The sequence below is a fragment of the Hydrogenophaga defluvii genome (genome assembly GCF_042665235.1).
GTDB classification, from domain to species: Bacteria; Pseudomonadota; Gammaproteobacteria; order Burkholderiales; family Burkholderiaceae_C; genus Hydrogenophaga; species Hydrogenophaga defluvii_A.
Genome location: NZ_JBHTBZ010000004.1, coordinates 86,563 through 107,241 on the forward strand (window position 1 = coordinate 86,563; position 20,679 = coordinate 107,241).

The 20,679-nt window shown below is 66.3% G+C and carries 25 protein-coding genes; 8 read left to right on the top strand and 17 right to left on the bottom strand.

From position 1 onward, the window contains the following. The first annotated feature begins 5 nt into the window (after positions 1-5). Together ACFQU0_RS01020 and ACFQU0_RS01025 are read left to right on the top strand one after the other, a co-directional pair. The gene (locus tag ACFQU0_RS01020; RefSeq protein WP_382198004.1) at positions 6-308 is read left to right on the top strand and encodes a tripartite tricarboxylate transporter TctB family protein; all 303 of its coding nucleotides are present in this window, start codon (positions 6-8) and stop codon (positions 306-308) included. Positions 309-318: 10 nt separating this feature from the next. Beyond that, positions 319-1,806, top strand: a complete 1,488-nt coding sequence (locus ACFQU0_RS01025) for a tripartite tricarboxylate transporter permease (protein WP_382198006.1) — start codon at positions 319-321, stop codon at positions 1,804-1,806. Positions 1,807-1,814: 8 nt separating this feature from the next. Here ACFQU0_RS01025 and coq7 read toward each other — a convergent pair whose 3' ends face one another. Both coq7 and ACFQU0_RS01035 read right to left on the bottom strand, forming a co-directional pair. Continuing rightward, positions 1,815-2,468 carry a 2-polyprenyl-3-methyl-6-methoxy-1,4-benzoquinone monooxygenase gene (gene coq7 / locus ACFQU0_RS01030; protein WP_382198008.1) on the bottom strand — a complete coding sequence of 218 codons (654 nt, stop codon included), beginning with the start codon at positions 2,466-2,468 and terminating at the stop codon, positions 1,815-1,817. Continuing rightward, positions 2,455-3,807 carry a TAXI family TRAP transporter solute-binding subunit gene (locus ACFQU0_RS01035; RefSeq protein WP_382198010.1) on the bottom strand — a complete coding sequence of 451 codons (1,353 nt, stop codon included), beginning with the start codon at positions 3,805-3,807 and terminating at the stop codon, positions 2,455-2,457. The genes coq7 and ACFQU0_RS01035 overlap by 14 nt, the downstream gene beginning before the upstream one ends. A gap of 40 nt (positions 3,808-3,847) precedes the next feature. Between ACFQU0_RS01035 and ACFQU0_RS01040 the strand changes: the two genes are divergently transcribed. Both ACFQU0_RS01040 and ACFQU0_RS01045 read left to right on the top strand, forming a co-directional pair. After that, the gene (locus ACFQU0_RS01040) at positions 3,848-4,495 is read left to right on the top strand and encodes a hypothetical protein (protein WP_382198012.1); all 648 of its coding nucleotides are present in this window, start codon (positions 3,848-3,850) and stop codon (positions 4,493-4,495) included. Beyond that, positions 4,496-5,179 carry a lysozyme inhibitor LprI family protein gene (locus ACFQU0_RS01045; RefSeq protein ID WP_382198014.1) on the top strand — a complete coding sequence of 228 codons (684 nt, stop codon included), beginning with the start codon at positions 4,496-4,498 and terminating at the stop codon, positions 5,177-5,179. A 29-nt stretch (positions 5,180-5,208) separates the two neighbouring features. Here ACFQU0_RS01045 and ACFQU0_RS01050 read toward each other — a convergent pair whose 3' ends face one another. From ACFQU0_RS01050 to ACFQU0_RS01075, 6 genes are all read right to left on the bottom strand, one after another. Next, on the bottom strand, positions 5,209-5,520 hold the full coding sequence (locus ACFQU0_RS01050; protein ID WP_382198016.1) for a copper-binding protein: 312 nt from the start codon (positions 5,518-5,520) through the stop codon (positions 5,209-5,211). A gap of 17 nt (positions 5,521-5,537) precedes the next feature. After that, positions 5,538-6,005, bottom strand: coding sequence for a DUF411 domain-containing protein (locus ACFQU0_RS01055; protein ID WP_382198017.1), 468 nt, complete (start codon positions 6,003-6,005; stop codon positions 5,538-5,540). Between the two features lie 2 nt (positions 6,006-6,007). Then, on the bottom strand, positions 6,008-6,517 hold the full coding sequence (locus ACFQU0_RS01060) for a cupredoxin domain-containing protein (protein WP_382198019.1): 510 nt from the start codon (positions 6,515-6,517) through the stop codon (positions 6,008-6,010). A 17-nt stretch (positions 6,518-6,534) separates the two neighbouring features. Then, the gene (locus ACFQU0_RS01065; RefSeq protein ID WP_382198021.1) at positions 6,535-7,926 is read right to left on the bottom strand and encodes a multicopper oxidase family protein; all 1,392 of its coding nucleotides are present in this window, start codon (positions 7,924-7,926) and stop codon (positions 6,535-6,537) included. 2 nt (positions 7,927-7,928) lie between these two features. Further along, positions 7,929-9,194, bottom strand: coding sequence for a TolC family protein (locus ACFQU0_RS01070; RefSeq protein ID WP_382198023.1), 1,266 nt, complete (start codon positions 9,192-9,194; stop codon positions 7,929-7,931). 70 nt (positions 9,195-9,264) lie between these two features. Further along, positions 9,265-9,618, bottom strand: a complete 354-nt coding sequence (locus ACFQU0_RS01075; protein WP_382198025.1) for a hypothetical protein — start codon at positions 9,616-9,618, stop codon at positions 9,265-9,267. 295 nt (positions 9,619-9,913) lie between these two features. Between ACFQU0_RS01075 and ACFQU0_RS01080 the strand changes: the two genes are divergently transcribed. Next, a complete protein-coding gene (locus ACFQU0_RS01080) occupies positions 9,914-10,474 on the top strand; it encodes a GNAT family N-acetyltransferase (protein ID WP_382198027.1) in 561 nt (186 codons plus the stop codon). Positions 10,475-10,580: 106 nt separating this feature from the next. Here ACFQU0_RS01080 and ACFQU0_RS01085 read toward each other — a convergent pair whose 3' ends face one another. Continuing rightward, a complete protein-coding gene (locus ACFQU0_RS01085) occupies positions 10,581-11,258 on the bottom strand; it encodes a cation efflux transmembrane domain-containing protein (protein ID WP_382198029.1) in 678 nt (225 codons plus the stop codon). 63 nt (positions 11,259-11,321) lie between these two features. On the opposite strand from ACFQU0_RS01085, the gene ACFQU0_RS01090 reads away from it, so the two are divergent. After that, positions 11,322-11,795 (top strand): Cd(II)/Pb(II)-responsive transcriptional regulator, encoded by a 474-nt coding sequence (locus tag ACFQU0_RS01090; RefSeq protein ID WP_382198031.1) that lies wholly within the window; start codon positions 11,322-11,324, stop codon positions 11,793-11,795. A 3-nt stretch (positions 11,796-11,798) separates the two neighbouring features. Here the strand turns inward: ACFQU0_RS01090 and ACFQU0_RS01095 are convergent, their stop codons facing one another. From ACFQU0_RS01095 to ACFQU0_RS01120, 6 genes are all read right to left on the bottom strand, one after another. Next, the gene (locus ACFQU0_RS01095; RefSeq protein WP_382198033.1) at positions 11,799-12,077 is read right to left on the bottom strand and encodes a hypothetical protein; all 279 of its coding nucleotides are present in this window, start codon (positions 12,075-12,077) and stop codon (positions 11,799-11,801) included. Beyond that, on the bottom strand, positions 12,074-13,264 hold the full coding sequence (locus ACFQU0_RS01100) for an MFS transporter (RefSeq protein ID WP_382198035.1): 1,191 nt from the start codon (positions 13,262-13,264) through the stop codon (positions 12,074-12,076). The genes ACFQU0_RS01095 and ACFQU0_RS01100 overlap by 4 nt, the downstream gene beginning before the upstream one ends. A 70-nt stretch (positions 13,265-13,334) precedes the next feature. Then, the gene (locus ACFQU0_RS01105) at positions 13,335-14,078 is read right to left on the bottom strand and encodes an amino acid ABC transporter ATP-binding protein (protein WP_382198037.1); all 744 of its coding nucleotides are present in this window, start codon (positions 14,076-14,078) and stop codon (positions 13,335-13,337) included. An 8-nt stretch (positions 14,079-14,086) separates the two neighbouring features. Continuing rightward, positions 14,087-15,196 carry an amino acid ABC transporter permease gene (locus ACFQU0_RS01110; RefSeq protein ID WP_382198039.1) on the bottom strand — a complete coding sequence of 370 codons (1,110 nt, stop codon included), beginning with the start codon at positions 15,194-15,196 and terminating at the stop codon, positions 14,087-14,089. A 13-nt stretch (positions 15,197-15,209) separates the two neighbouring features. Beyond that, positions 15,210-16,385, bottom strand: a complete 1,176-nt coding sequence (locus tag ACFQU0_RS01115) for an amino acid ABC transporter permease (RefSeq protein ID WP_382198041.1) — start codon at positions 16,383-16,385, stop codon at positions 15,210-15,212. Between the two features lie 102 nt (positions 16,386-16,487). Beyond that, positions 16,488-17,525 (bottom strand): amino acid ABC transporter substrate-binding protein, encoded by a 1,038-nt coding sequence (locus ACFQU0_RS01120; protein WP_382198043.1) that lies wholly within the window; start codon positions 17,523-17,525, stop codon positions 16,488-16,490. Positions 17,526-17,735: 210 nt separating this feature from the next. Here ACFQU0_RS01120 and ACFQU0_RS01125 point away from each other — a divergent pair, with 210 nt between their 5' ends. Further along, positions 17,736-17,978: a hypothetical protein gene (locus ACFQU0_RS01125; RefSeq protein ID WP_382198045.1), complete on the top strand. Its 243-nt coding sequence runs from the start codon at positions 17,736-17,738 to the stop codon at positions 17,976-17,978. Between the two features lie 15 nt (positions 17,979-17,993). On the opposite strand, the gene ACFQU0_RS01130 is transcribed toward ACFQU0_RS01125, so the two are convergent. Next, positions 17,994-18,812, bottom strand: coding sequence for a DUF2189 domain-containing protein (locus tag ACFQU0_RS01130; protein WP_382198047.1), 819 nt, complete (start codon positions 18,810-18,812; stop codon positions 17,994-17,996). 89 nt (positions 18,813-18,901) lie between these two features. On the opposite strand from ACFQU0_RS01130, the gene ACFQU0_RS01135 reads away from it, so the two are divergent. Then, positions 18,902-19,642 carry a 2OG-Fe dioxygenase family protein gene (locus tag ACFQU0_RS01135; RefSeq protein ID WP_382198048.1) on the top strand — a complete coding sequence of 247 codons (741 nt, stop codon included), beginning with the start codon at positions 18,902-18,904 and terminating at the stop codon, positions 19,640-19,642. Between the two features lies 1 nt (position 19,643). Here ACFQU0_RS01135 and ACFQU0_RS01140 read toward each other — a convergent pair whose 3' ends face one another. Continuing rightward, positions 19,644-20,627 (bottom strand): Bug family tripartite tricarboxylate transporter substrate binding protein, encoded by a 984-nt coding sequence (locus ACFQU0_RS01140; protein WP_382198050.1) that lies wholly within the window; start codon positions 20,625-20,627, stop codon positions 19,644-19,646. Positions 20,628-20,679 lie beyond the last annotated feature (52 nt).

Here is a 20,679-nt window from a genome sequence, read left to right on the forward strand (position 1 = left end):
CGCACATGATCAAAAACCGCCGCGACTTCTGGGCCGGGTTGCTGTTTGTGCTGCTGGGCGTGGCCTATGCCTGGGCCGCCAGCCTGCACGACATCGGTTGGGGCGCTGACATGGGGCCAGGTTTCTTTCCACTGGTGCTGGCCGCTTTGCTGACCTTGCTTGGCGCCACGCTGGTGTTCAAGTCGCTCACCCTGGAAGCGGATGGCGGCGGGCCGCTCGGCCCCATGGCCTGGGGCCCCTTGCTGGGTGTGCTGGGCGTGCTGGTCGTGTTGGGTGCCGGGGCCTGGTGGGCGGCGTGGCCGCGTTGAGTGTGTCCGCATGAGCTTCGATCTTCTGGACGCCTTCAGCCTGGGGCTCAGCGCGGCCTGGCAAGGCCAGCACATGCTGCTGCTCCTGGTCGGTTGCCTGATCGGGCTGGTGGTGGGGGCGCTACCGGGCTTGGGGCCCGCCAGTGCCATGGCCTTGTTGCTGCCCTTCACGGTGCATGTCTCGCCGCTGGCCGCGCTGATGCTGATGGCCGCCATCTACTACGGTGCGCAATACAGCGGCGCAGCCACGGCCATCTGGACCAACGTGCCGGGTGAATCGTCGGCCGCCATGACCTGCCACGATGGCCACCCTATGGCCTTGAGCGGACGTGGTCACCGCGCGCAGTGGTTCGCGCTCGGGGCTTCGTTTGTGGCGGGCAGCCTGGGCGTGGTGGCGCTGGCCCTGGCCTCGCCGCTGCTGGTGGTCTGGAGCTACCACTTCGGCCCGGTCGAATACGTGGCGCTGCTGGTCGTGGGCCTGCTGGGTGCGGCGGTGCTGGCCTCGGGCGGCATGGTGCGGGCGCTGGCCATGGTGTTGCTGGGCATGTTGTTTGGCCTGTCCGGCACCGATGGCCACACCGGCGACACACGTTTTGTGGGCAGCTGGCCCCAGTGGCGTGACGGGTTCGGTTTCGGCGCTTTGGCCCTGGGCCTGTTGGCGGTGGCGCCACTCATCACCCACCTGCAGCAGACGGTGACCATTTCGACGGCCTCCAGTGACACCGACGGTGACGCCTTGCCCAGTCGCTCCGATTGGCTGGCTGTGTTGCCCGCCTTGTGCCGTGGCTCTGGCCTGGGCCTGGTGCTGGGTGTGTTTCCTGGCGGGGGCGCGCTGTTGTCGTCGTGGGTGGCGTACGCGCTGGAGCGCAGCGTGTCGGCCCAGGCGCAGCCGCCCATGGGCCAAGGGCAACCGCGCGGCGTGGTGGCCCCCGAAGCCGCCAGCAGCGCCGGCGCACAGACCGCCTTTCTGCCCACCCTGGCATTGGGTTTGCCCGCCAACGCCGTGATGGCGGTGGTGCTGGGCGTGCTGGTGCTGCACCGCATCGAACCTGGCCCGCAGTTGATGGGCGTGCATCCCGAGCTGTTCTGGGGGCTGATCGTGTCGATGGGCCTGGGCAACCTGCTGCTTCTGGCGCTGTCGGTGCCCTTGCTCAGGGTGTGGCGGCCGCTGCTGCAATTGCCACACAAACATGGCTTGCCCGCGCTGTTGCTGTTGGTGGGCATGGTGTTGTATGCCCGTGAACACGGCACCTGGGCGGTGTGGACGGTGGCGGGGTTTGGCCTGTTGGGCCATGTGTTGCACCGCTTGCGCTGCGAGCCTTCGCTGCTGGTGTTGGGGTTTGTGTTGGGCCCATGGATCGAGGCCCACCTGCGACGCGCGTTGCTGTTGGCGCGGGGCGACTGGAGCGTGTTTGTGACACGCCCGGTGTCGGCCACACTGCTGGGCGTGGCCGTGTTGCTGCTGCTGGTGGTGGTGTTGCCGCGCCGAAAGGGCTGATTCAGAATTCAGACCCGGTGCGCCACCGTGGTCATCACCTTGGCGGCGGCTTTCATCGCCATTTTGACCGGGAAGGGCAGCTCCACCGCGCCGGCCTGCTGGGCCTCGCGGGCGTGGCGCACCTCGTCGTCCTTCATCTGCGCCACGATGGCGCGCGAGGCGTGGTCCTGCGGCGGCAGGCGGTCCATGTGGCTGGCCAGGTGGGCTTCGACCTGGCGCTCGGTTTCCACCACAAAACCCAGGCTCACACGTTCGCCCAGGCGACCCGCCAGCAGCCCGATGCCGAAGGCGCCGGCAAACCACAGCGGGTTGAGCAGCGAGGTGTGGGTGCCCAGCTCGTCAATGCGCGATTTGGTCCAGGCGAGGTGGTCGGTTTCGTCTTGGCCGGCGGCTTCGAAGTGGCGGGCCAGGCGTTCGTTGGCGGCGGCGTCGCCCGGGGCCAGGCGCGCGGCCAGGGCCTGCGCGGTGTACAGCGCCTGGGCACACACCTCGCCCACGTGGTTGACGCGCATCAGTGCACCGGCCAGCGCTTTGTCTTCGCCCTGCAGTTCCACGGTGCCGGCCTCGGGCACGGTGGGGCAGGGGCGGGCCGCCCGGTGTGGGGCAAACAGGGTGCGCAGGGCCGAGTCGGCAGCGGTCAGGCCGGCATCAACGAGGTTCATTCAGAGGCTCCGTCGGTAGGGGCTGTGGAGATTCAGAGGCGTGGCGCAGCAGCTTTTTGCGCACCACGTGGATGTGCTGCCGCAAAGTGTAAAGCTCGTCGGTGTAGGCCAGCGGCAGGGTGATTTTTTCGGCGCGTTGTTCCAGGGCGTCGAGTTCGTCCACCAGCCGCGCGATGTCGGCCGGCGCACGTTCGGCCCTTTCCTCGATGTCGCGCAGCTCGGCGTACCACACGAACACGCGGCGCCGGATGCGAAAGGCGTACAGCGGCGGTATCACGCGCGACAAGGGCAGTGCCAGCGCCAAGATGAGGCCCAGGCTCAACCACATGCGCTCGATCAGGTTGGCCAGCCAGAAGGGCAAGTAGCGCTGCAGCAGCGGCGGGCCGCCGCGGATGGCGCGTTCGGCTTCGGGCGCCAGTGGCACTTCGCCGTGTTCCAGGCTGGGGTAGTCGCGTGCGCGGTGAAACCAGCCGGGCGGGCTGTGCAGTTCCACCGCCGCCTGGGCCATCAGCTGACGCAGCGCGGGGTGGGTGTCGGCACGTGCGAGCAGGCTGGTGGTGGAGGCCACCAGCGGCACATCGTGGGCAGGTTGGTTGTGGGCCAGGTCCACCACGCCTTGAGGCAGGGTCACCGGGGTCAGAAAACCCAGGCGGCTGGCGTACGCCTGTGCCTGCGGAAAGGGCATCAGCGCCACGCCTGGGGTCTGCAGAAGCATTTGCACCATCATGGCTTCAGGTGCCGAGGCAAACACCAAGGCATCCACCTTACCGTCGAGAAAGGCCATGGTGCCCGGCGTCTGTTCCAGTTCGCGCAGCCGCACATCCTGTGGCGTCAGGCCGTTGGCTGCCAGCAGGCGGGTGAACAGGGCCGGCACACCGCTGCCCGGTGTGCCCACGCTGATGCGCCAGCCCTTGAGGTCGGGCAGGGTGGCGGGTTTGCCTTTGGCCTCACGGTAGAACAGCCACAGCGGTTCCACAAACAGGCTGCCCAGGCTCAGCAGGCTGTCCTGCTCGTCGGCCCCGATCTGACCGCTGCCGCCCTGCACAAAGGCCATGTCCACCGCCCCGTCGCGCAAGCGGTGCAGGTTGTCGGCGGCGCCCTCGCTGGCATGCAGTTGCACGGTGATGCCGTGGCGCGCCAGTGCCTGCGCGTAGGCTTGCCCAAATCGGTCGTAGGCGCCGTTCTCCGGCCCTGTGGCCAGCACCACTTTTTTGGGCGGATTGGGTTCCAGCCAGAGGTAGGCGGCCACCAGCAGGCCGATGACGACGAGCACCAGCGGGCCGGCAGAGACCAGCAACTCGCGCAGCGAGACCAGGGTGTAGCGCAGGGAACGTGTCACGGCGCCGACCTTAGCACGGCAGGCGTTGCACAATTCCGGCATGGCACCCCACTACCTCAACCTCGTCTTCAGCCGCTCGTGTGACGGCGACCACACCGCCCTGCAGCGCTGGTACAACGACCACATCGGCATCCTCTGGCAGTGCGATTCGTTGCAACGCGCCACGCTTTTCCGACGCGACACCGACGTGGCGCATGAAGCCGACTACATCTGCTGCTATGCCTTCCCGGACGAAGCCGGTTTTCTGAACTACGAACACGGTGACGCGCGCGAGGCGGCGCGCCTGGTCATCGTGAATGGGTGGGGCAAGGAGGGCATTGCCATCACCGCACGGCGGCAGTACCGGCGCGAGTGGTCGCGCCAGAACGCACTCGCCACCGGGGCGATCTACCACACGGTGTTGTGTCTGGCGCTTGGCGCAGGACCCTGGGATGGGGTCTCGCGCTGGCTGGTTGACCGCGTGCACACCCTGCTGGGACAGGGGGCGTCCGCGGTCACGCTGATGCGCGCGGTCGAGGCAAGCGATGCCGGTGGCGAGGTGGTGTTGTTTGTGGCCTCGGACCAGCCGCTGCCGGCCGAACTGGCTTGGCTGGACAACCGCGCCACCGATGTGTGGGGCCAACCACCGGCAAGTTTGGTGCTGAACTGGCGCTGGGCTGGGCGGGTGGTGGCGGACTGGACGCGCTGAATGAACACCGCCTTGGTGGCCGGACTGACCCTGGCCAGCGCCTGTCTGATCGCGCCGACCCTCCAGGCGGCGTCGTTCGATTGTGCGAAGGCCAGAACCGCGGTCGAAAAAACCATTTGTGGCTCGGCTGAAACCGCGCAGCTGGACGAGCACATGGGTCGCTACCACGCTGCTGCGCGCCGCGTGCTGTCGCACGCCGACAGTTGCCTGATGGCCGACCAGCGGGCCTGGTTGCGCGGGGTCAGGGACGCCTGCAAGAATGTGCAATGCCTGAACCAGACCTACCTGGAGCGCCTGGCGGTGTTGCACGCGCTGCAGCCAGGGGCAACCAGCCTGCGCCACATCAACCTGCCTCAGGTGCCGCCGTTGGTGTGGATCGTGCCACCAGCGGAGGACCAGGTCGCTGCCCCGAGGCACCTGGCCACACGCCCGCTGGTGGTCCGTGGCCAGCTGCTGGACGAGGTCAACACGGGCGACGGGTTTTTCCTGCGATCGGCGGCAGGCACCCGCTACCTGTTGCATGGCCTCATGTACCTGGAGCAGGCCAGCACAGACGCCTTGACCGCGCTGGCCCGCACGCCCGGTGTGGTGTACGAGGTGCGGGGGCGTTCCGAACGGGTCAGCTCCGATGTGCCGGGTTTTGCACCGGGCCAGTGTGCGTTCGTGTACCGCATGGTGCCTTGAGGCCAGCTGCGGGCACCACGCCAGCCACGTCAGTTCGCCGGTGGTTGCGGCTCCAGGCTCATCACCGTGTAGTTGCCGCCCACCTTGTCGGCGGTGAAGCGCACCTTGTCGCCGGCCTTGATGTGTTGCAGCCAGGACGGGTCCTTGACCTGGAACACCATGGTCATGGGTGGCATGTCCAGGTTCTTGATGTCGCCGTGGCGCAGGGTCACGGTGTTGGCGCGGGTGTCCACGCGGCGCACCTCGGCCTCGGCCTGGGGCAGCGCATCTTGCGCCCAGGCGGTGGTGGCCAGGGTGGCGAACAGGGCCGTGGAGACGGCGGTGGTGAGCCAGTGTTTCATGAGGTATCTCCGGTAGGTCAGGTTTTGTGGTGGCTTTGGAACACGCGTGTGCTGCCATCGCGCGCGACCAGCAGCACGTCGTAGGCGTCGCGCCGACCGCCGTATTCGGGGCCGTCCATCCCGGGTGACCCGATGGGCATGCCGGGCACGGCCAGGCCCAGGGCCTGGGGTTTGTCGCGCAGCATGCGCAGCACATCGGCGGCGGGCACATGGCCTTCGATCACGTAGCCGCCCACGCGCGCGGTGTGGCAGCTGCCCAGCTTATCGGGCATGCCCAGGCGCTTGCGTGCGGCCACGTTGCCCACGTCAAAAATCTCAACGGCAAAACCGTTGTCGCGCATGTGTTGCACCCACTCGCCGCAGCAGCCGCAGTCGGGGCTTTTCCACACCTGCAGCAGCGGGGCCTTGTCGGTGCGCGGGCTTTGGGCCAGGGCGGCGGTGCCCAGGGTGGCCAGGGTGGCGGCCAGCAGTTGTCGTCGTTGCATGTTTACTCCTTGTGGGCGGGGCGCACCCGCACGGTGCCCACCATGCCGGCCTGGTAGTGGCCGGCGATCAAGCAGGCGAACTTGAACTCGCCAGGGCGGTTGAAGGTCCAGACGATCTCGCCCCGCTGGCCCGGGTCGACGTGTGCCATGTAGGGTTCGTCGTGCTGCATGTTGGGAAACTTCACCATCAGCGCGGCGTGTTCGTCCAGCTCCTGCTGGGTGCCGATGACGAGTTCGTGCAGCAGCTTGCCTTGGTTGCGGATGGCCAGGCGCACGGTCTCCCCTTCGCGCACGTCGATCACATCGGGCCTGAAGCGCATGTCATCACCCATGGTGATGGTGATGGTGCGTCGGGCCTCCTGGGCATCGGCGGCGATGCCCCAGGGCTTTTGTTCCTTGACGACGGCGGCGGGTGCGTGGGCCTTGGGGCCGTGTGCCAGGGCCGTGCTGCCGAGTGTGTTCAGGGCGCCCAGGCCCAGGGCCAGCCCCAGGACAGCGGTGGGTGTGTTCATGAAAGGGCTCCTTGGGGTCAGTGGTGTTTGTGGTCGCCCGCGCCCGGCTTGCGCACGTTGACGGTGGCGGGTGTGGGCGCTTGGGGTGCAGCAGCTGCGGCCGGTGGGGCGCCTGTCCACTCAAAGGCCTGGGTGCCCGGCGGTTGCTGGAACCAGCCGGGGTCGCTGTGGTCGCCCGGCTTCTGTTCGCGCCGCACCTTGAGCGTGGTGAACATGCCGCCCATTTCGATCGGCCCGTAGGGGCCCTGGCCGGTCATCATGGGCAGGGTGTTGTCGGGCAGTTCCATTTGCATCTCGCCCATGTCGGCCATGCCCCGTTCGCCCATCACCATGTAATCGGGCGCGGCGCGTTGCAGCGGTCGCACCAGGCCCTGGTGGTTGACGCCGATCAGCGTGGGCACATCGTGGCCCATGGCGTTCATGGTGTGGTGGCTTTTGTGGCAGTGCATGGCCCAGTCGCCTTCTTCGTCGGCCACAAATTCGAGTTGCCGCATCTGGCCCACGGCCACGTCGGTGGTCACCTCGGGCCAGCGGCTGCCGGGCGGCGTGGGTCCACCGTCGGTGCCGGTCACCTCGAACTCGTGGCCGTGGATGTGGATGGGGTGGTTGGTCATGGTGAGGTTGCCCACGCGCACGCGCACCCGGTCGCCCAGGCGCACGTTGAGGCTGTCGATGCCGGGGAAGGCACGGCTGTTCCAGGTCCAGAGGTTGAAGTCCAGCATGGTGTTGATCTTGGGCACGCTCGCGCCGGGCTCGATGTCGAAGGCGTTGAGCAGGAAACAGAAGTCGCGCTGCACGTCGGCAATGTGCGGGTGCCGGGTTTTGGGGTGGGTGACCCAGAAACCCATCATGCCCATGGCCATCTGCACCATCTCATCGGCGTGGGGGTGGTACATGAAGGTGCCGGGGCGGCGCGCCTCGAACTCGTACACATAGGTTTTGCCCACCGGGATCTGCTTCTGGTTGAGCCCACCCACGCCGTCCATGCCATTGGGCAAGCGTTGGCCGTGCCAGTGGATGGTGGTGTGCTCGGGCAGCTTGTTGGTGACAAAGATGCGCACGCGATCGCCTTCGACCACCTCGATGGTGGGGCCGGGGCTTTGCCCGTTGTAGCCCCACAGGCGGGCCACCATGCCAGGGGCCATTTCGCGCTCCACCGGCTCGGCCACCAGGTGGAATTCCTTGACGCCGTTGTTCATGCGCCAGGGGCAGGTCCAGCCGTTCAAGGTGACGACTGGGTGGTAGGGCCGGCCGTTGGGTGGGGCCAGCGGCGCGGCGGTGGCGGCCGAGGTCTGGATCACCGGCTCGGGCAGCGCGGCCAGGGCCACACGCGAGACAGAGGCTGCTGCAACAGCGGTGAAGGCAGCGCCGCCCAGAAATGCGCGGCGGGGCAGGTGTGAGTTGCTCATGGTCAATGTCCGGGGCTGCGCTGTGCGCCGCCAGTGGGTGTGGCGCCGAGGCTGGGGCTGAGGGGAACGGCGTCGCCACCGGTCAGCAGGTGCTGCAGGCGGGTGTGGCTCAGCCAGAGGTCATGGCGGGCTTGTTGCAGGCGCTGCTGCGTGGCCATGTGTTCGCGCGCGCTGGCCAGCAAGTCCCAGGTGCTCTTGAGCATGCCGTTGTAGCGGCGCTGCATGTCGTCCAGCAGCTCGGTCTGCGCAGCCTGCCAGGCGCTCAGGCGCGCGATCTGGCTTTGGGCCATCTGCCACTGACGCCAGGCATTTTGTAGATCCAGACGCAGCGTGGCCTCCTGCGCATGCACGGCCAGGCTGGCGCCCAGCGCGCGTTCCTGTGCGTGGCTCCAACCCAGCGCGACCGGATTCAGGCCAGCGGTGGCCTGGCCTTGCGATACCGCCGCCTGCGCGGCCGTGGCCAGGTGTGCGCCCGCGGTGCCCAGTTGCTCCGGCGTGACAGCCTGCGTCAGGCGCTGGGCCTCCAGGCGGCTGGCCATCAGCTCGGGGCGCTGTGCCAGGGCTTGGTCAAACAGGGGCTGGGGTGCGGTGCCGTGGGCGCTGGCTGCGGCAGGTGTGGGCAGCGGCGCGGGCGCAGGCCATTGGTCGGGCAGGCGCCAGCGGGTGTCACCGTCGGCCACGCCCAGCCGCTGCCAGAGCTTGGCGCGGGCCACGGCGGCGGCGGCTAAGGCGTTGTCGCGGGCCATCTGGGCGTCGAGCGACAGGGTGTGTTCGCGCAACCACTGCGCGCGGCTCCAGGTGCCCACCTGGGCCATGCGCCGGCCCAGCTCTGCGCCGGTGGCGGTGACGTGGGCAGCCTCCTCGCTCAGGCGGGCAAGTTGCTCGGCCAACACCGCCTGGCCCCAGGCTTCGCGCACGTCGCGTTGCCATTCGAGCGCCGCAAGCCGCTGCTGGGCGGTTTCGGCGGGCGACTGGCCCGGCCGCACGAACAGGTCGGGGCGGCGCGCCAGGGCCTGGGCCAGTGCGGCGTCCAGCCGCAGTTCGGCGCGCACGTCGGGTGCTGCAGGGGCAGGAGCGGATTCGGCTTTGAGCAGATCGGTGTGGCCGCGCAGGTAGCGCCCCACCGCCTCATTGGCCTGGCGCCAGTCCAGTGGCTCGGCGCTGGGCAGCTCAGCGGCGCCGGGCGCGGCCATCGGCCACGCGCAGGACAGGGCCACGGCAACCAGACGCACGCGCCAGCGCGCCTGGTCGAAAAAAACAAACGACATGAAAGTCTCCAGAATGAACACACAGGCACGCGCAGGCGTGCCAACCCTTGCCCTGAGGCGGGCCAGGTGTTCAGGCTCTGGGGGGTTTGAGGTGGGGCGGGCCGTTGGCGCTCAAAGCGCTCCAGCCCAGGGTGCACGGCAGCGCCTCAGGCAGGGCAGGGGGTGCCCAGGTGGGCAGTGCCAGGCCGGCGAGGGGACCGTGGCAGACGCTGCAGTCGCCACAGGCGCCGCTGTGTTCGGACGTTGCCTGTGCGGCTGGGGCCTCCGACGGGGCATCGGCACCGTGGCAGGGGTGGGCGTCCTGCGCCACCACCATCGGCGCCTCATGTGGGGCCAGTGGTGCGTGCTGCACGGCCATGGCGTCGCCCGCCCACAGCCGCAGGGGCAGCAGGCAGATCATCAAAACCATCAGGCAACGGTGCATGGGAGGAATGATAGCGGCTGGCCCAATAAGTTCAGCGCAGGTACGCCTTTTCGGTGCTGAAGCTATAGTGAAGGCACCGAATCCGCTCGCGAGCCTGGTCCAGCAAGCGGGCGGAACGTCAAACAGGCGTGCCGGGTTTCATGGTGTTTTTATACCTGCGGTTTGACGCGGGGTATCGACCCAAAACCCAGGCCACAAGCCGCTTTCAGGAGGAAACCGTGTTCAGAATATCCCACACTGTCCGTTTTATTCCGCAGGATTTGCGGGATTCATTTCGTTAGACCGCAGGCAGCTTATGGTCGATTTTCCAGTGCTGGAGACATCCCGACTCACACTGCGTGAGGTTGTGGAATCGGATGCGGCGCATATTCTTCGGATTCATGGCGACGCCGAGCACATGAGATGGTTCGGCTCGGATCCGATTCGCGACCTTGACGGCGCCTCAAAGTTGGTCGCTCTGTTTGCCAGCTGGCGGAAAGAGCCGGTCTCCGGTGCACGCTGGGCCGTGACGTTGAGAGATCAGACAGGATTGATCGGCACATGCGGCCTGTTTCGCTGGAATCGAAACTGGAGGTCCTGCACCGTCGGTTACGAAATCGCTCCGGCGCATCAGGGCCGTGGGTACGTGAAAGAAGCGCTGAAAGCCATTCTCACCTGGGGTTTCCGAGAGATGCAGTTGAATCGAATCGAGGCGCAGGTACACCCTGACAACACGGCATCTCTGGCCTTGCTCGCGGCGCTCGGGTTTCTGCAAGAGGGGCGGCAGCGGGAAGCCGGGTACTGGGCGGACCGGCACCACGACCTCCTGCAGTACGCTCTGCTTAATGCGCAGTGGCGTACGGCGAATGTGGACTGAGCTTTTGCCGCAGTGGACGGTTTCACCCAGTTGATTGATTTGGATTGTGGCTCATCACCTGGTTCTCCCTGAACTGGGTCGGCGAGCAGTGGTCACCTGTTGTTCCTCAGTGCGCGTGCCCATGGCCGTCGGGTCGGGGCGGCAGTGGCACGCCGGTCAGCTCGGCGCGGGCTTGACGCACCACCTGCCAGCCGGCGCTCAGGGCCAGGGTGGCCATGACGGCGGCGACGGCCAGATCGGGCCAGGCGCTGCCGGTGCCGAACACGCCTGCGGCGGCCAGCATCACCGCCACGTTGGACAGGGCGTCGTTGCGGGTGCACAGCCAGACGCTGCGCATGTTGGCGTCGCCGCTGCGAAAGCGGTAGAGCAACACGGCCACGCCGGTGTTGGCCAGCAGGGCGATGAAGCCGACCACGCCCATGGTCAGGGGCTCAGGCACGGCCCCAATGTGCAAGACCCATCCGGCCTTGAGCAGCACAAACACGCCGTAGCCCAACATGCACACGCCCTTGAGCAAGGCGGCGCGGCTGCGCCAGCTCAGCGCCAGGCCCAGCACGGCCAGGGACAGCGCGTAGTTGGCGGCGTCGCCGGCAAAGTCCACGGCGTCGGCCAGCAGCGACACCGAATCGGCCTGCAAGCCGGCCCACAACTCGACCACAAACATGGCGGCATTGACCACCAGGGCGACCCACAGGGCACGCCGCCAGCGTGGGTCGTGGTTGTCGGGGGTGGTGTGGGCGGGGGTGTTGTTGGTGGCATCGATGTGGCAGGAGGTGCAGGCCATGGTGTGCAGGAAAAATGAAGGTGTGAGAGGATTGGAAACCTTCAAGTGGGTTGAAAGTCAAGCATGTCCGCCCCCGCACCAGCCAGCACCCCGGTTCACCGCATTGGCGAGACCGCCAAACGCTGCGGCGTGACCGCCGCCAACATCCGCTACTACGAAGCCCAGGGCCTGCTGCCTGCGCCGCCACGCAGTGACGGCGACTACCGGCTTTACAGCGAGGCCGATGTGCACCGTCTGCGCTTCATCCGCTTGTGCCGGGCGCTGGACATGTCGCTTGACGAGGTGCGCACCCTGGTGGGGCTGGACCTCAACAACAAGTCCGACTGTGCGACGGCGCGGTCGGCGCTGGATGCCCACTTGCAGCATGTGCGCGAGCGCCTGACCGAGTTGCGTTCGCTGGAGCGCGATTTGCGTGGACTGCGCGAGCGCTGCGATGGCTCGGACGACCAGTGCCACATCATTGAAGCCTTGCACCAGCGGGCCGATGAGAGCGCCGTGCCAGAAGGTGTGCCGCCGCTGCGGCGGCGCCACCTGTAACGGCTACCGCTCCAGTTGGGCCTGGGCTTTGTCCAGCCACATCTGCAGGCTGTCGAGCAAATCGACCTGGCTGAAGGAGCAGCTTTCTTCGGCGAACAGCGCCGACGATTCGAGCCGGTCCAGCAGACCCAGCAAGACCTCGCTGTACCGTGCTGGCAAGGCCCCGAGCAAAGCCTGCGACCGCCGTGCTTGTGCCGAAAAATCGTGCACGCGCAGGCTGCCACTGCGCAGGGCTTGCAGGCCAGCGCGCAGTGCGGTGAGTTCGGTGTGTGTTGTGCTCATGGTGTCACCCGTTGGGGTGCCAAGGGTTGGGGCGTTGGGGTGGTCAGCAGCACCAGCAAACCCAGGCCCGCAAACACCGCACCCAGCCACGGCAGTTGGTCAAAACCCAAGACGGGGCTGCCCAGCCCACCCACGGCAGCGCCCAGCGCGGTGCCGAAGTACAGCATGGACGTGTTGAGGCTCAGCAGCAGCGGCGCCTGGGGTGGCGAGACGCTGGCCAGGCGCGACTGCTGAGGTGCCATCATGCCGAAGCCACACACGCCCCAGGCCACCAGCGCCAGCAACAGCGGCAGGTACAGGCCCTTGGTCAGCGGCACCAGCAACATCATCATCAGCAGGCCGCTGAGCTGCACGCGCAGCGAGGGCAGGGCGCCGAAGCGGTCGGTGGCCCAGCCGCCCGACAAAGTGCCGGCCACACCCGCCAGCCCAAACACCACCAGGGTGCCCGAGAGCTGGGTCGGGCTCAGCGGCACCAACGACAGCAGCACCGGGCCGATATAGGCAAACACGCTGAAGATGGCGGTGAAGTAGAACAGTGTCATGGCCAGGGTGCGCAACACCTCGCCCCGGCGCAGCAAGGTGCCCAGCCCTTTGAAGCTGGAGCCCGGCGCGTTGACGTTGGCCGGCATCAAACGCCACACCAGCACCATCATCACCAGCAGCAGCACCAACACGCCCATTTGGGGCCAACGCCAGCCGTGGGCCAGGCCTATCCAGGCGCCCAGCGGCACGCCGATCACGTAGCTCAGGCTCATGCCGAGGAAGGTGGTGGACAAGGCCTTGCCGCGCTGCGCTGGCGGTACCAGGGCCACCGCAATGCCTGCGGCCAAGGGCGTAAACGAGGCCCCCGCTCCCATCAGCACACGGCCCAACAACAGGGTGCGCAAGTCGGTGGCCAGCACCGACACCAGCACGCCCAGCGCGAACGTGCCCAAGGTGGCCAACACCGCTGTGCGTCGCCGCCAGCGCCCGGCAAGCACCAGCAGCACCGGGGCCAGCAAGGCGGTGGCGAATGCATAGGCCGTCATGTTCTGGCCCACCGCCTGCACGGGCTGTTTCAGGTCGGCCGCCACCTGTTCCAGAATGCCGCCCAGACCAAAGGCGCCGGTGCCCAGCACCAGATTGCACAAAGCAAACAGGTACAGCAGGCCGGGCAGGCGGGAGGAGGCAGCGGGCTGGTCAGACATGAAAAACGGGCCGATGAATCGACCCGCGATCATGCCAGCAAGCCGCTCAGGCTGCAGTCAAACGGGCATCTCAGTGGCCCAGGATCTTGGACAGGAAGTCCTTGCTGCGTTCGTTCTGCGGGTTATTGAAGAACTCGTGCGGCGTGTTCTGCTCCACGATCTGGCCCTGGTCCATGAAGATCACGCGGTCGGCCACGGCCTTGGCAAAACCCATTTCGTGCGTGACACAAATCATGGTGATGCCCTGGTTGGCCAGCTCGATCATCACGTCCAGCACTTCCTTGATCATCTCGGGGTCCAGGGCCGAGGTGGGCTCATCGAACAGCATGATCTTGGGCGTCAGGCACAGCGCGCGCGCGATCGCCACACGCTGCTGCTGGCCACCCGAGAGCTGCAGTGGGTACTTGTCGGCCTGCTCGGCAATGCGCACCCGCTTGAGCTGCGCCATGGCACGTTCCTCGGCTTCCTTCTTGGGCAGCTTGCCCACCCACATGGGCGACAGTGTGAGGTTCTCCAGCACCGTGAGGTGGGGGAACAGGTTGAACTGCTGGAACACCATACCGACTTCCTTGCGCACCTGGTCGATGGCCTTGATGTCGTCGGTGAGTTCCACACCGTCCACCCTGAGCGTGCCTTGCTGGTGTTCTTCCAGGCGGTTGATGCAGCGGATGAGGGTGGACTTGCCCGAGCCAGAGGGCCCGCAGATGACAATGCGTTCGCCTTTGGTCACGCTCAGGTCGATGTCTCGCAACACGTGGAAGCTGTTGCCGTACCACTTGTTGACTTTTTCGAAGGTGATGATGGGGTCGCTCATGGCTGGCCTCAGCGGAGTTTGCTTTTGTTGACTTGTTTTTCCACCCACAGGCTGTAGCGCGACATGGCGAAGCAGAAGCCGAAGTAGATGAGGGCGATGAAAAGGTAGGCTTCGATCTTGAAAGGGCGCCAGTCGGCGTCGGAGTTCAGCGCCAGGCCCATGGCACCGGTCAGCTCGTAGAGGCTCACGATGGTGACCAGCGAGGTGTCTTTGAAGATGGAGATGAAGTTGTTCATGATGCCCGGCACCACCATGGCCAAGGCCTGTGGCAGCACGATCTTGCGCTGGGTCTGCCAATAGCTCAGGCCCAGCGTGGCGGCAGCCTCGATCTGCCCCTTGGGAATGGCTTGCAGGCCACCGCGAATCACCTCGGCCATGTAGGCCGCTGCAAACAGCGTGATGCCGGCCAGCACACGGATCAGCACATCGATGCTGACCCCTTGTGGCATGAACAGCGGGAACATGAACGAAGCCATGAACAACACCGAGATCAGCGGCACGCCCCGGATCAGTTCAATGTAGATGACACAAAAACTCCGGATGGCCGGCATGCGCGAGCGTTTGCCCAGCGCCACCAGCAAAGCGATGGGAAAGGCCATCACGATGGACAACGAGGACAGCAGGATGGTCAGTGGCAGGCCACCCCAGCGGTCGGTTTCCACCACGCTCAGGCCGAATTTGCCGCCGTACATCAGCGTGAACACCGTCACCAGCACCACCACCCACAGGGCAGCGAGCCAGCGGTGCCAGAACATGCGCATGCAGCTGGCCACCAGCAATCCCACCATCAGCGCAGTGGCCAGCACGGGGCGCCATTGTTCTTCGAAGGGGTAGCGGCCGAGCAGGATCAGACGGTATTTGGCCGTGATCACGCCCCAGCAAGCACCTGCGCCATCGGCGCGGCAGGCGTCAAAATCGGGCCGCCAGACGGCACTGAACAATGCCCAGTGAATCAGGGATGGCAGGTACCACAGCAGCAGGCCGCCGATGACGACCGTGGCCAGCGAAGTCCTGGCGTCGCTGAACAGGTTGGTACGCATCCAGGCCACCGGGCCATCGGTGCGGTTGGGCGCCGGTCGTGGCGGAATGGGAACAAAGCTTTGAGTGGGGGTGTTCATGGGTGTGCCACCTTCAACGTTCCTTGATCGCCGCACGGTCGTTGTACCAGTTCATCAGCAGCGATGTGGCCAGCGAGGTGGTGAGGTAGACCGCCATCACGATGGCAATACATTCCACCGCGCGGCCTGTCTGGTTGAGTGCTGTGTTCGCGATGGACACCACGTCGGGGTAACCGATGGCCACCGCGAGCGAGGAGTTTTTGGTGAGGTTGAGGTACTGGTTGGTCAGCGGCGGGATGATCACCCGCATGGCCTGCGGCAACATCACCAGCCGCATTTCCTGGCCCTTGTTCAGACCCAGTGCGGCCGAAGCTTCGGCTTGGCCACGTGGCACCGACTGAATACCGGCGCGCACCACCTCGGCCACGAAGGCGGCGGTGTAGACGGTCAGGCCCAGCAGCACGGCAATGAACTCGGGGGTCAGCGAGCCGCCGCCTTCGATGGCGAACTCACCTTCTTTGGGTACAGACATGGCAGTAGGTGCTCCACCCACAATCCAGCCCACCAGGCCGGCGCCAAGGATGACGGCCAGCGGTGCCCAGAAGATGCTCGGCGGCTTGCCAGTGGCTTCAAAGCGTCGGCGTGCCCAGCCCTGGTGCATCCACGCCAGGGCCACACCCGCCAACAGCCCAATGGCGGCCCACAGGTGACCAGGCGCCCAGTCGGGAATGGGGAAGTTGATGCCACTCTTGCTGAGGAAGAATGGACCTGCTTGCCAGGCTTCGTACGACGCGGGCAGCAGCTCGGTCAGCAGCAAGTACCACATCAGCAGTTGCAGCAGCACCGGCACGTTGCGGAAAAATTCCACATAGGCCGAGCACAGGCCGCGCACCAGCGCGTTGCGCGAAAACCGGCCCACGCCGATGAGGGTGCCGATCAGGGTGGTCAACACAATGCCGACCAGCGCCACACGCAAGGTGTTGGCCAGCCCCACCAGAAAGGCACGCCAGTAGGGCTCGGCGGAATCGAAGGGGAACAGGCTTTCGCCGATGTCGAAACCGGCGCTGGACTTGAGGAAGTCGAAGCCGCTCTGGATGCCACGCACACGCATGTTTTCCAGCGTGTTGTGGGCCAGTAACCACACCATCAACCCGATGGCGGCGACGGCGATGACCTGGTAGACCAGGCCCCGGAAGGCCTGGCTGCGCCAGGACCAGCGGTTGGTTTTGCTGGGTGGAGGTGCGCTCATGGGAACACTCAGACGCTGCCTGCGCGGCGGACCGCACAGGCAGGAGGGGCAAAGAAGGGGCACATGGTCAGATGCTCATGTGCCCAGGTCGGTCAAGATGGTTCAGCGAACCGGGAAGGCGTACTGCAGACCGCCCTTGGTCCACTGGTTGTTCAGGCCACGTGGCAGCGCCAGCGCCGACTTGGGGCCCACGTTGCGTTCGAAAATTTCACCGTAGTTGCCGGTGGCCTTGATGCCGCGCAGCAGCCATTCCTTGTCCAGACCCATGAGCTTGCCCGAGTCCTCGTTGCCGCCGCCCAGCAGGCGTTGCACCACCGGGTCGGTGCTGGTGGCCTTGAGCTGGTCGGCGTTGGCCGCAGTCACGCCGTACTCTTCGGCTTCGATCAGGCCGTACACCACCCACTTGGCGATGGTGAACCACTCGTCGTCACCGCGACGCACCATGGGGCCCAGGGGCTCCTTGGAAATCAGCTCGGGCAGGATCACGTGTTCTGCCGGGTCCTTGGCTTCCTTGTTGCGCACCGAGGCCAGGCCGGAGGCGTCGGTGGTGTAGGCGATGCAGCGGCCCGCGAAGTAGGCGCCCGTGGCGGCTTCCACCTTTTCGAACACCACCGGCTTGATGCCCAGGTTGTTGGCCTTGGCGTAGTCGGTCAGGTTCTTCTCGGTGGTGGTGCCGGATTGCACGCACACGGTCTGGCCCTTGAGTTGTTTGGCACTCTTGATCTTGCTCTTGACCGGCACCATGAAGCCTTGCCCGTCGTAGTAGGTGACGGCGGTTTGCACCAAGCCCAGCGAGGCGTCACGGGTCAGGGTGAAGGTGGTGTTGCGCGACAGGATGTCCACTTCGCCGGACTGCAGGGCGGTGAAGCGCTGCGCCGCGTTCAGCGGCACGTACTTGACCTTTTCCGCGTCGTTCAACACGGCTGCGGCGATGGCGCGGCAAATGTCCACGTCCAGGCCGGTCCACTTGCCGCTGGCGTCGGCGGCGGAGAAGCCCGCCAAGCCGGTGTTGACGCCACACACCACCTGGCCACGCGCCTTGATGGCATCCAGCGTTTTGCCGGCATGCGCGGGCAGGGCAGCCACAGAAGCAGCAAACGCAACAGCGGCGGTGGCGAAGTGCAGGGTCTTGAATTTCATGGATGGGCTCCAGTTTTTGAACATCAGGATGGGTATGGCCGGGCCGATGGCCTGCCAAGCGCGGAACTGTAACGTGGGGCAAAAGCAGGCAGCATCGGGGTTTACGCTGGCGCTTTATGCAAATGCCTCATGGGGTTTCACCTCGTGCGCCCAGCGGTAGATGCAGGTTCCATGCCACATGGGGTGCGTTCCGGCGCTAACATGGCCCCAATGCAACATCGTTCACAGTCCATCCACAGCCCAGGCGCCCAAAAGGGGCTGGCCCGGCTGTGGCAACCCCGCCGCACCTTGTTTTGGCTGATGGTGGCGGTCAACCTCTTGTCCACACTCTGGGGGTGGCTGTTGCGCAGCGACACGCTCAATACCTTGGGCATGGCGGTGGTTGGGGTGTTGGCGCTGAGCAACGCCCTGGCCGGCATGTGGCTGGCCTGGCGCTTGTTGCGCGGCGACTGAATCCGAGACTGGGGCTCAGGCCGGCCGGGGCACGATGTGCCGGTAGGCGTGCCAGGTGGCGTGCCCAATCACCGGGCCACTGACCAGCAGGCCCAGAAACGCCGGCAGCATGGACAGGCCGATCACGACCGTGATCAGCCCGCCCCACAACAGCATGACGCCGGGGTTTTGCAGGCTGGCCCGGATGCTGGTGAGGCCGGCCGAAATCGCGTCCACCTTCCGGTCCAGGATCATGGGAATGGAGATGACGCTGGTGACAAAAATCAGGCCCGCAAACACGGCGCCCACCACCACGTAGGTGATCAGGAAACTGATGTTCTCGGGTGCGATCAGGGCGGGCAGCAGCTTGTCGGTGCTGGGCATGGTGTTGAAGGTGACCGCGAACACCACCAGCGACGCGCGGCCCCACAACATCTCCAGAATCAACAGCACGCCCGCGAAGATGGCCATGGTGCCTCGGGTGGGGCGCCAGGCCACCAGCGATTCACCGAGGCGGGGCGCTTGGCCCTGTTCCAGTGCGCGGCTGGCGTGGTAGAGGCCCAGGCAAAGAAAGGGCCCCATCAACAGAAACCCCGCGCTCAGGGCCAGCACGTAGGCCGGTGCGGTGCGAAACACCCAGAGCAGCGCGTGGCCCATGACAAAAAAACACAGGCCATAAAACAGGCCCAGCTTGGGCGCTCGCTTGAAGTCGGCCCAGCCCAGCGCCAGCCAGCGCAGCGGATCGGTCGGGCGCAACGGGGTCAGGGGCAGCGAGAAGATGGACGGCCCCTGCTCTTCGGCCGGAGCCTGTGTGTTTGACGTGGTGGGCTGTTCAGGTTCGGTGACGGCGTTCATGGGGGCGTGCATGTGAGGCAGTGGCCTGAACATACCGCACGGGGTAGGCTTGTGGGACTGTGGTTTTCCCGCCCGCATACACTGCCGCCATGAGCGCCCATTTCCTTCCTCCGTGTGTGCCGTTTGACCGGCTTTTGCCCACCGTTCAACAACAGGGATACGCCGTGCTGGACGCGCGTTCCGTGCAGCAGTGGGCGGGCCTGTCGGCCCAGTCCCTGGCTGCGCTCCAGCCGGCCTGGGACGATCTGCCCAGCGATGCCTACCTCAAAGACGGTGGCCGCTACCGGTGCCGCCGCCACAGCTGTTTTGTGGTGGACGGGGAGAAGGTGGAACAGGCGCCCCACCGCGCCCACTGGCAGCCCGTGGCCTACAACGCCTTGCACGGCGGCATGCTGCGCTGGTTCGAACCCATGGACCCCACCGTGGTGGCCAATCCCACTTGGACGCAATTGCTGCGGCAGCTGGCGGCGGCAGCGTCCAGCCTGAAGGGCCAGCAGCCCTGGTACATCGAGTCGCACCTGTTCCGCATCGACACCACCGACGGCATTGGCCGGCCCACCCCCGAGGGCGCTCACCGCGATGGCGTGGACTTCGTGGCGGTGTTCATGGTCGGGCGCCACCGCATCAAGGGCGGTGAAAGCCGTGTGTTTGAAGCCCAGGGCCCCAATGGCCAGCGCTTCACGCTGACCGAATCCTGGTCGCTGCTGCTGCTGGACGACGAGCGCGTGATCCATGAGACCACGCCCATCCAGCCCGTGGACGGGCCGGATGGCTTGGGTTGGCGCGACACGCTGGTGATCACCCTGCGTGCCGGCGGCTTCCAAGAATGACTTACTGAGGGACGAAACCCGTTTCTTTGATGATGCGGGCCCACACCTTCGCGTAAGCGGCCTCCCGCGCGGCCAGCTGCTGGCTGCTGCTGAAGCCCACGCTCAGGCCCATGGCGGTCAGCTTGGCACGCACGTCCGGCTGTGCCAGCGTTTTCTGCAAGGCGGCGCCGAAGGCTTCGATGGTGGCGGGCGGTGTGCCAGCGGGCGCGAAGATGCCGTAGTAGGGCACGTCCTCGAAGCCGGCCAAGCCCAGCTCGGCAAAGGTGGGCACGTCGGGCAGGGCGGCCTGGCGTTTGTCACCCAGCACCGCCACCACGCGCAGCTTGCCGGCCTTGTGGTTTTCGATGAAATCGGGCACCGAGGCCACCCCGGCCGGGATCTGGTTGCCCAGCATGTCGGCCATCATGGGCGCGCTGCCACGGTAGGGTGCGGCCACCAGATCCAGCTTGTACTTGCCGCCAATGACCTTCACCAGGAACTCGGGCACCGATGCCGGCGCGGGCACGCCCACCGAGCCCTTGCCCTGCTGCTGCGTCCATGCCACGTACTCGTTGAAGCTCTTGGCCGGTGTGCCGCCCGAGACGGCGAAGGCGTTGACAAACGTGGCGAAGCCGGCCACCGGCACAAAGTCCTTGGCGGGCTCGTAGCCCGCGTTTTTCATGACCAGCGGCAGGATGGAGATGCTGTGGTCGTGCGAGAGGAAGAAGGTGGTGCCATCGGGCGCGGCGGCCTTGAGGGCCTGACCGGCGATCTGGCCACCGGCGCCGGGCTTGTTGTCCACCACCACGGTGGCGCCCAGTGCGTCCTTCAGGGGTTCGGCCAGGATGCGTGCGATGGCATCGGTGCCACCACCCGGCGGAAAACCCACCATGAGTTTGATGGTTTTGCCACTTTGGGCGTGGGCGAGGTTGCCCATCAACGTGGCGGCAACCAGGGTGGCACCCAGTGCGCAACGCAGCAGGGGCCGGCGGGACAGTCGGGACATGGGAGGACTCCTGAATAACGGCCGCGCAAGGTCGCGCGGACCCGGAACCTTA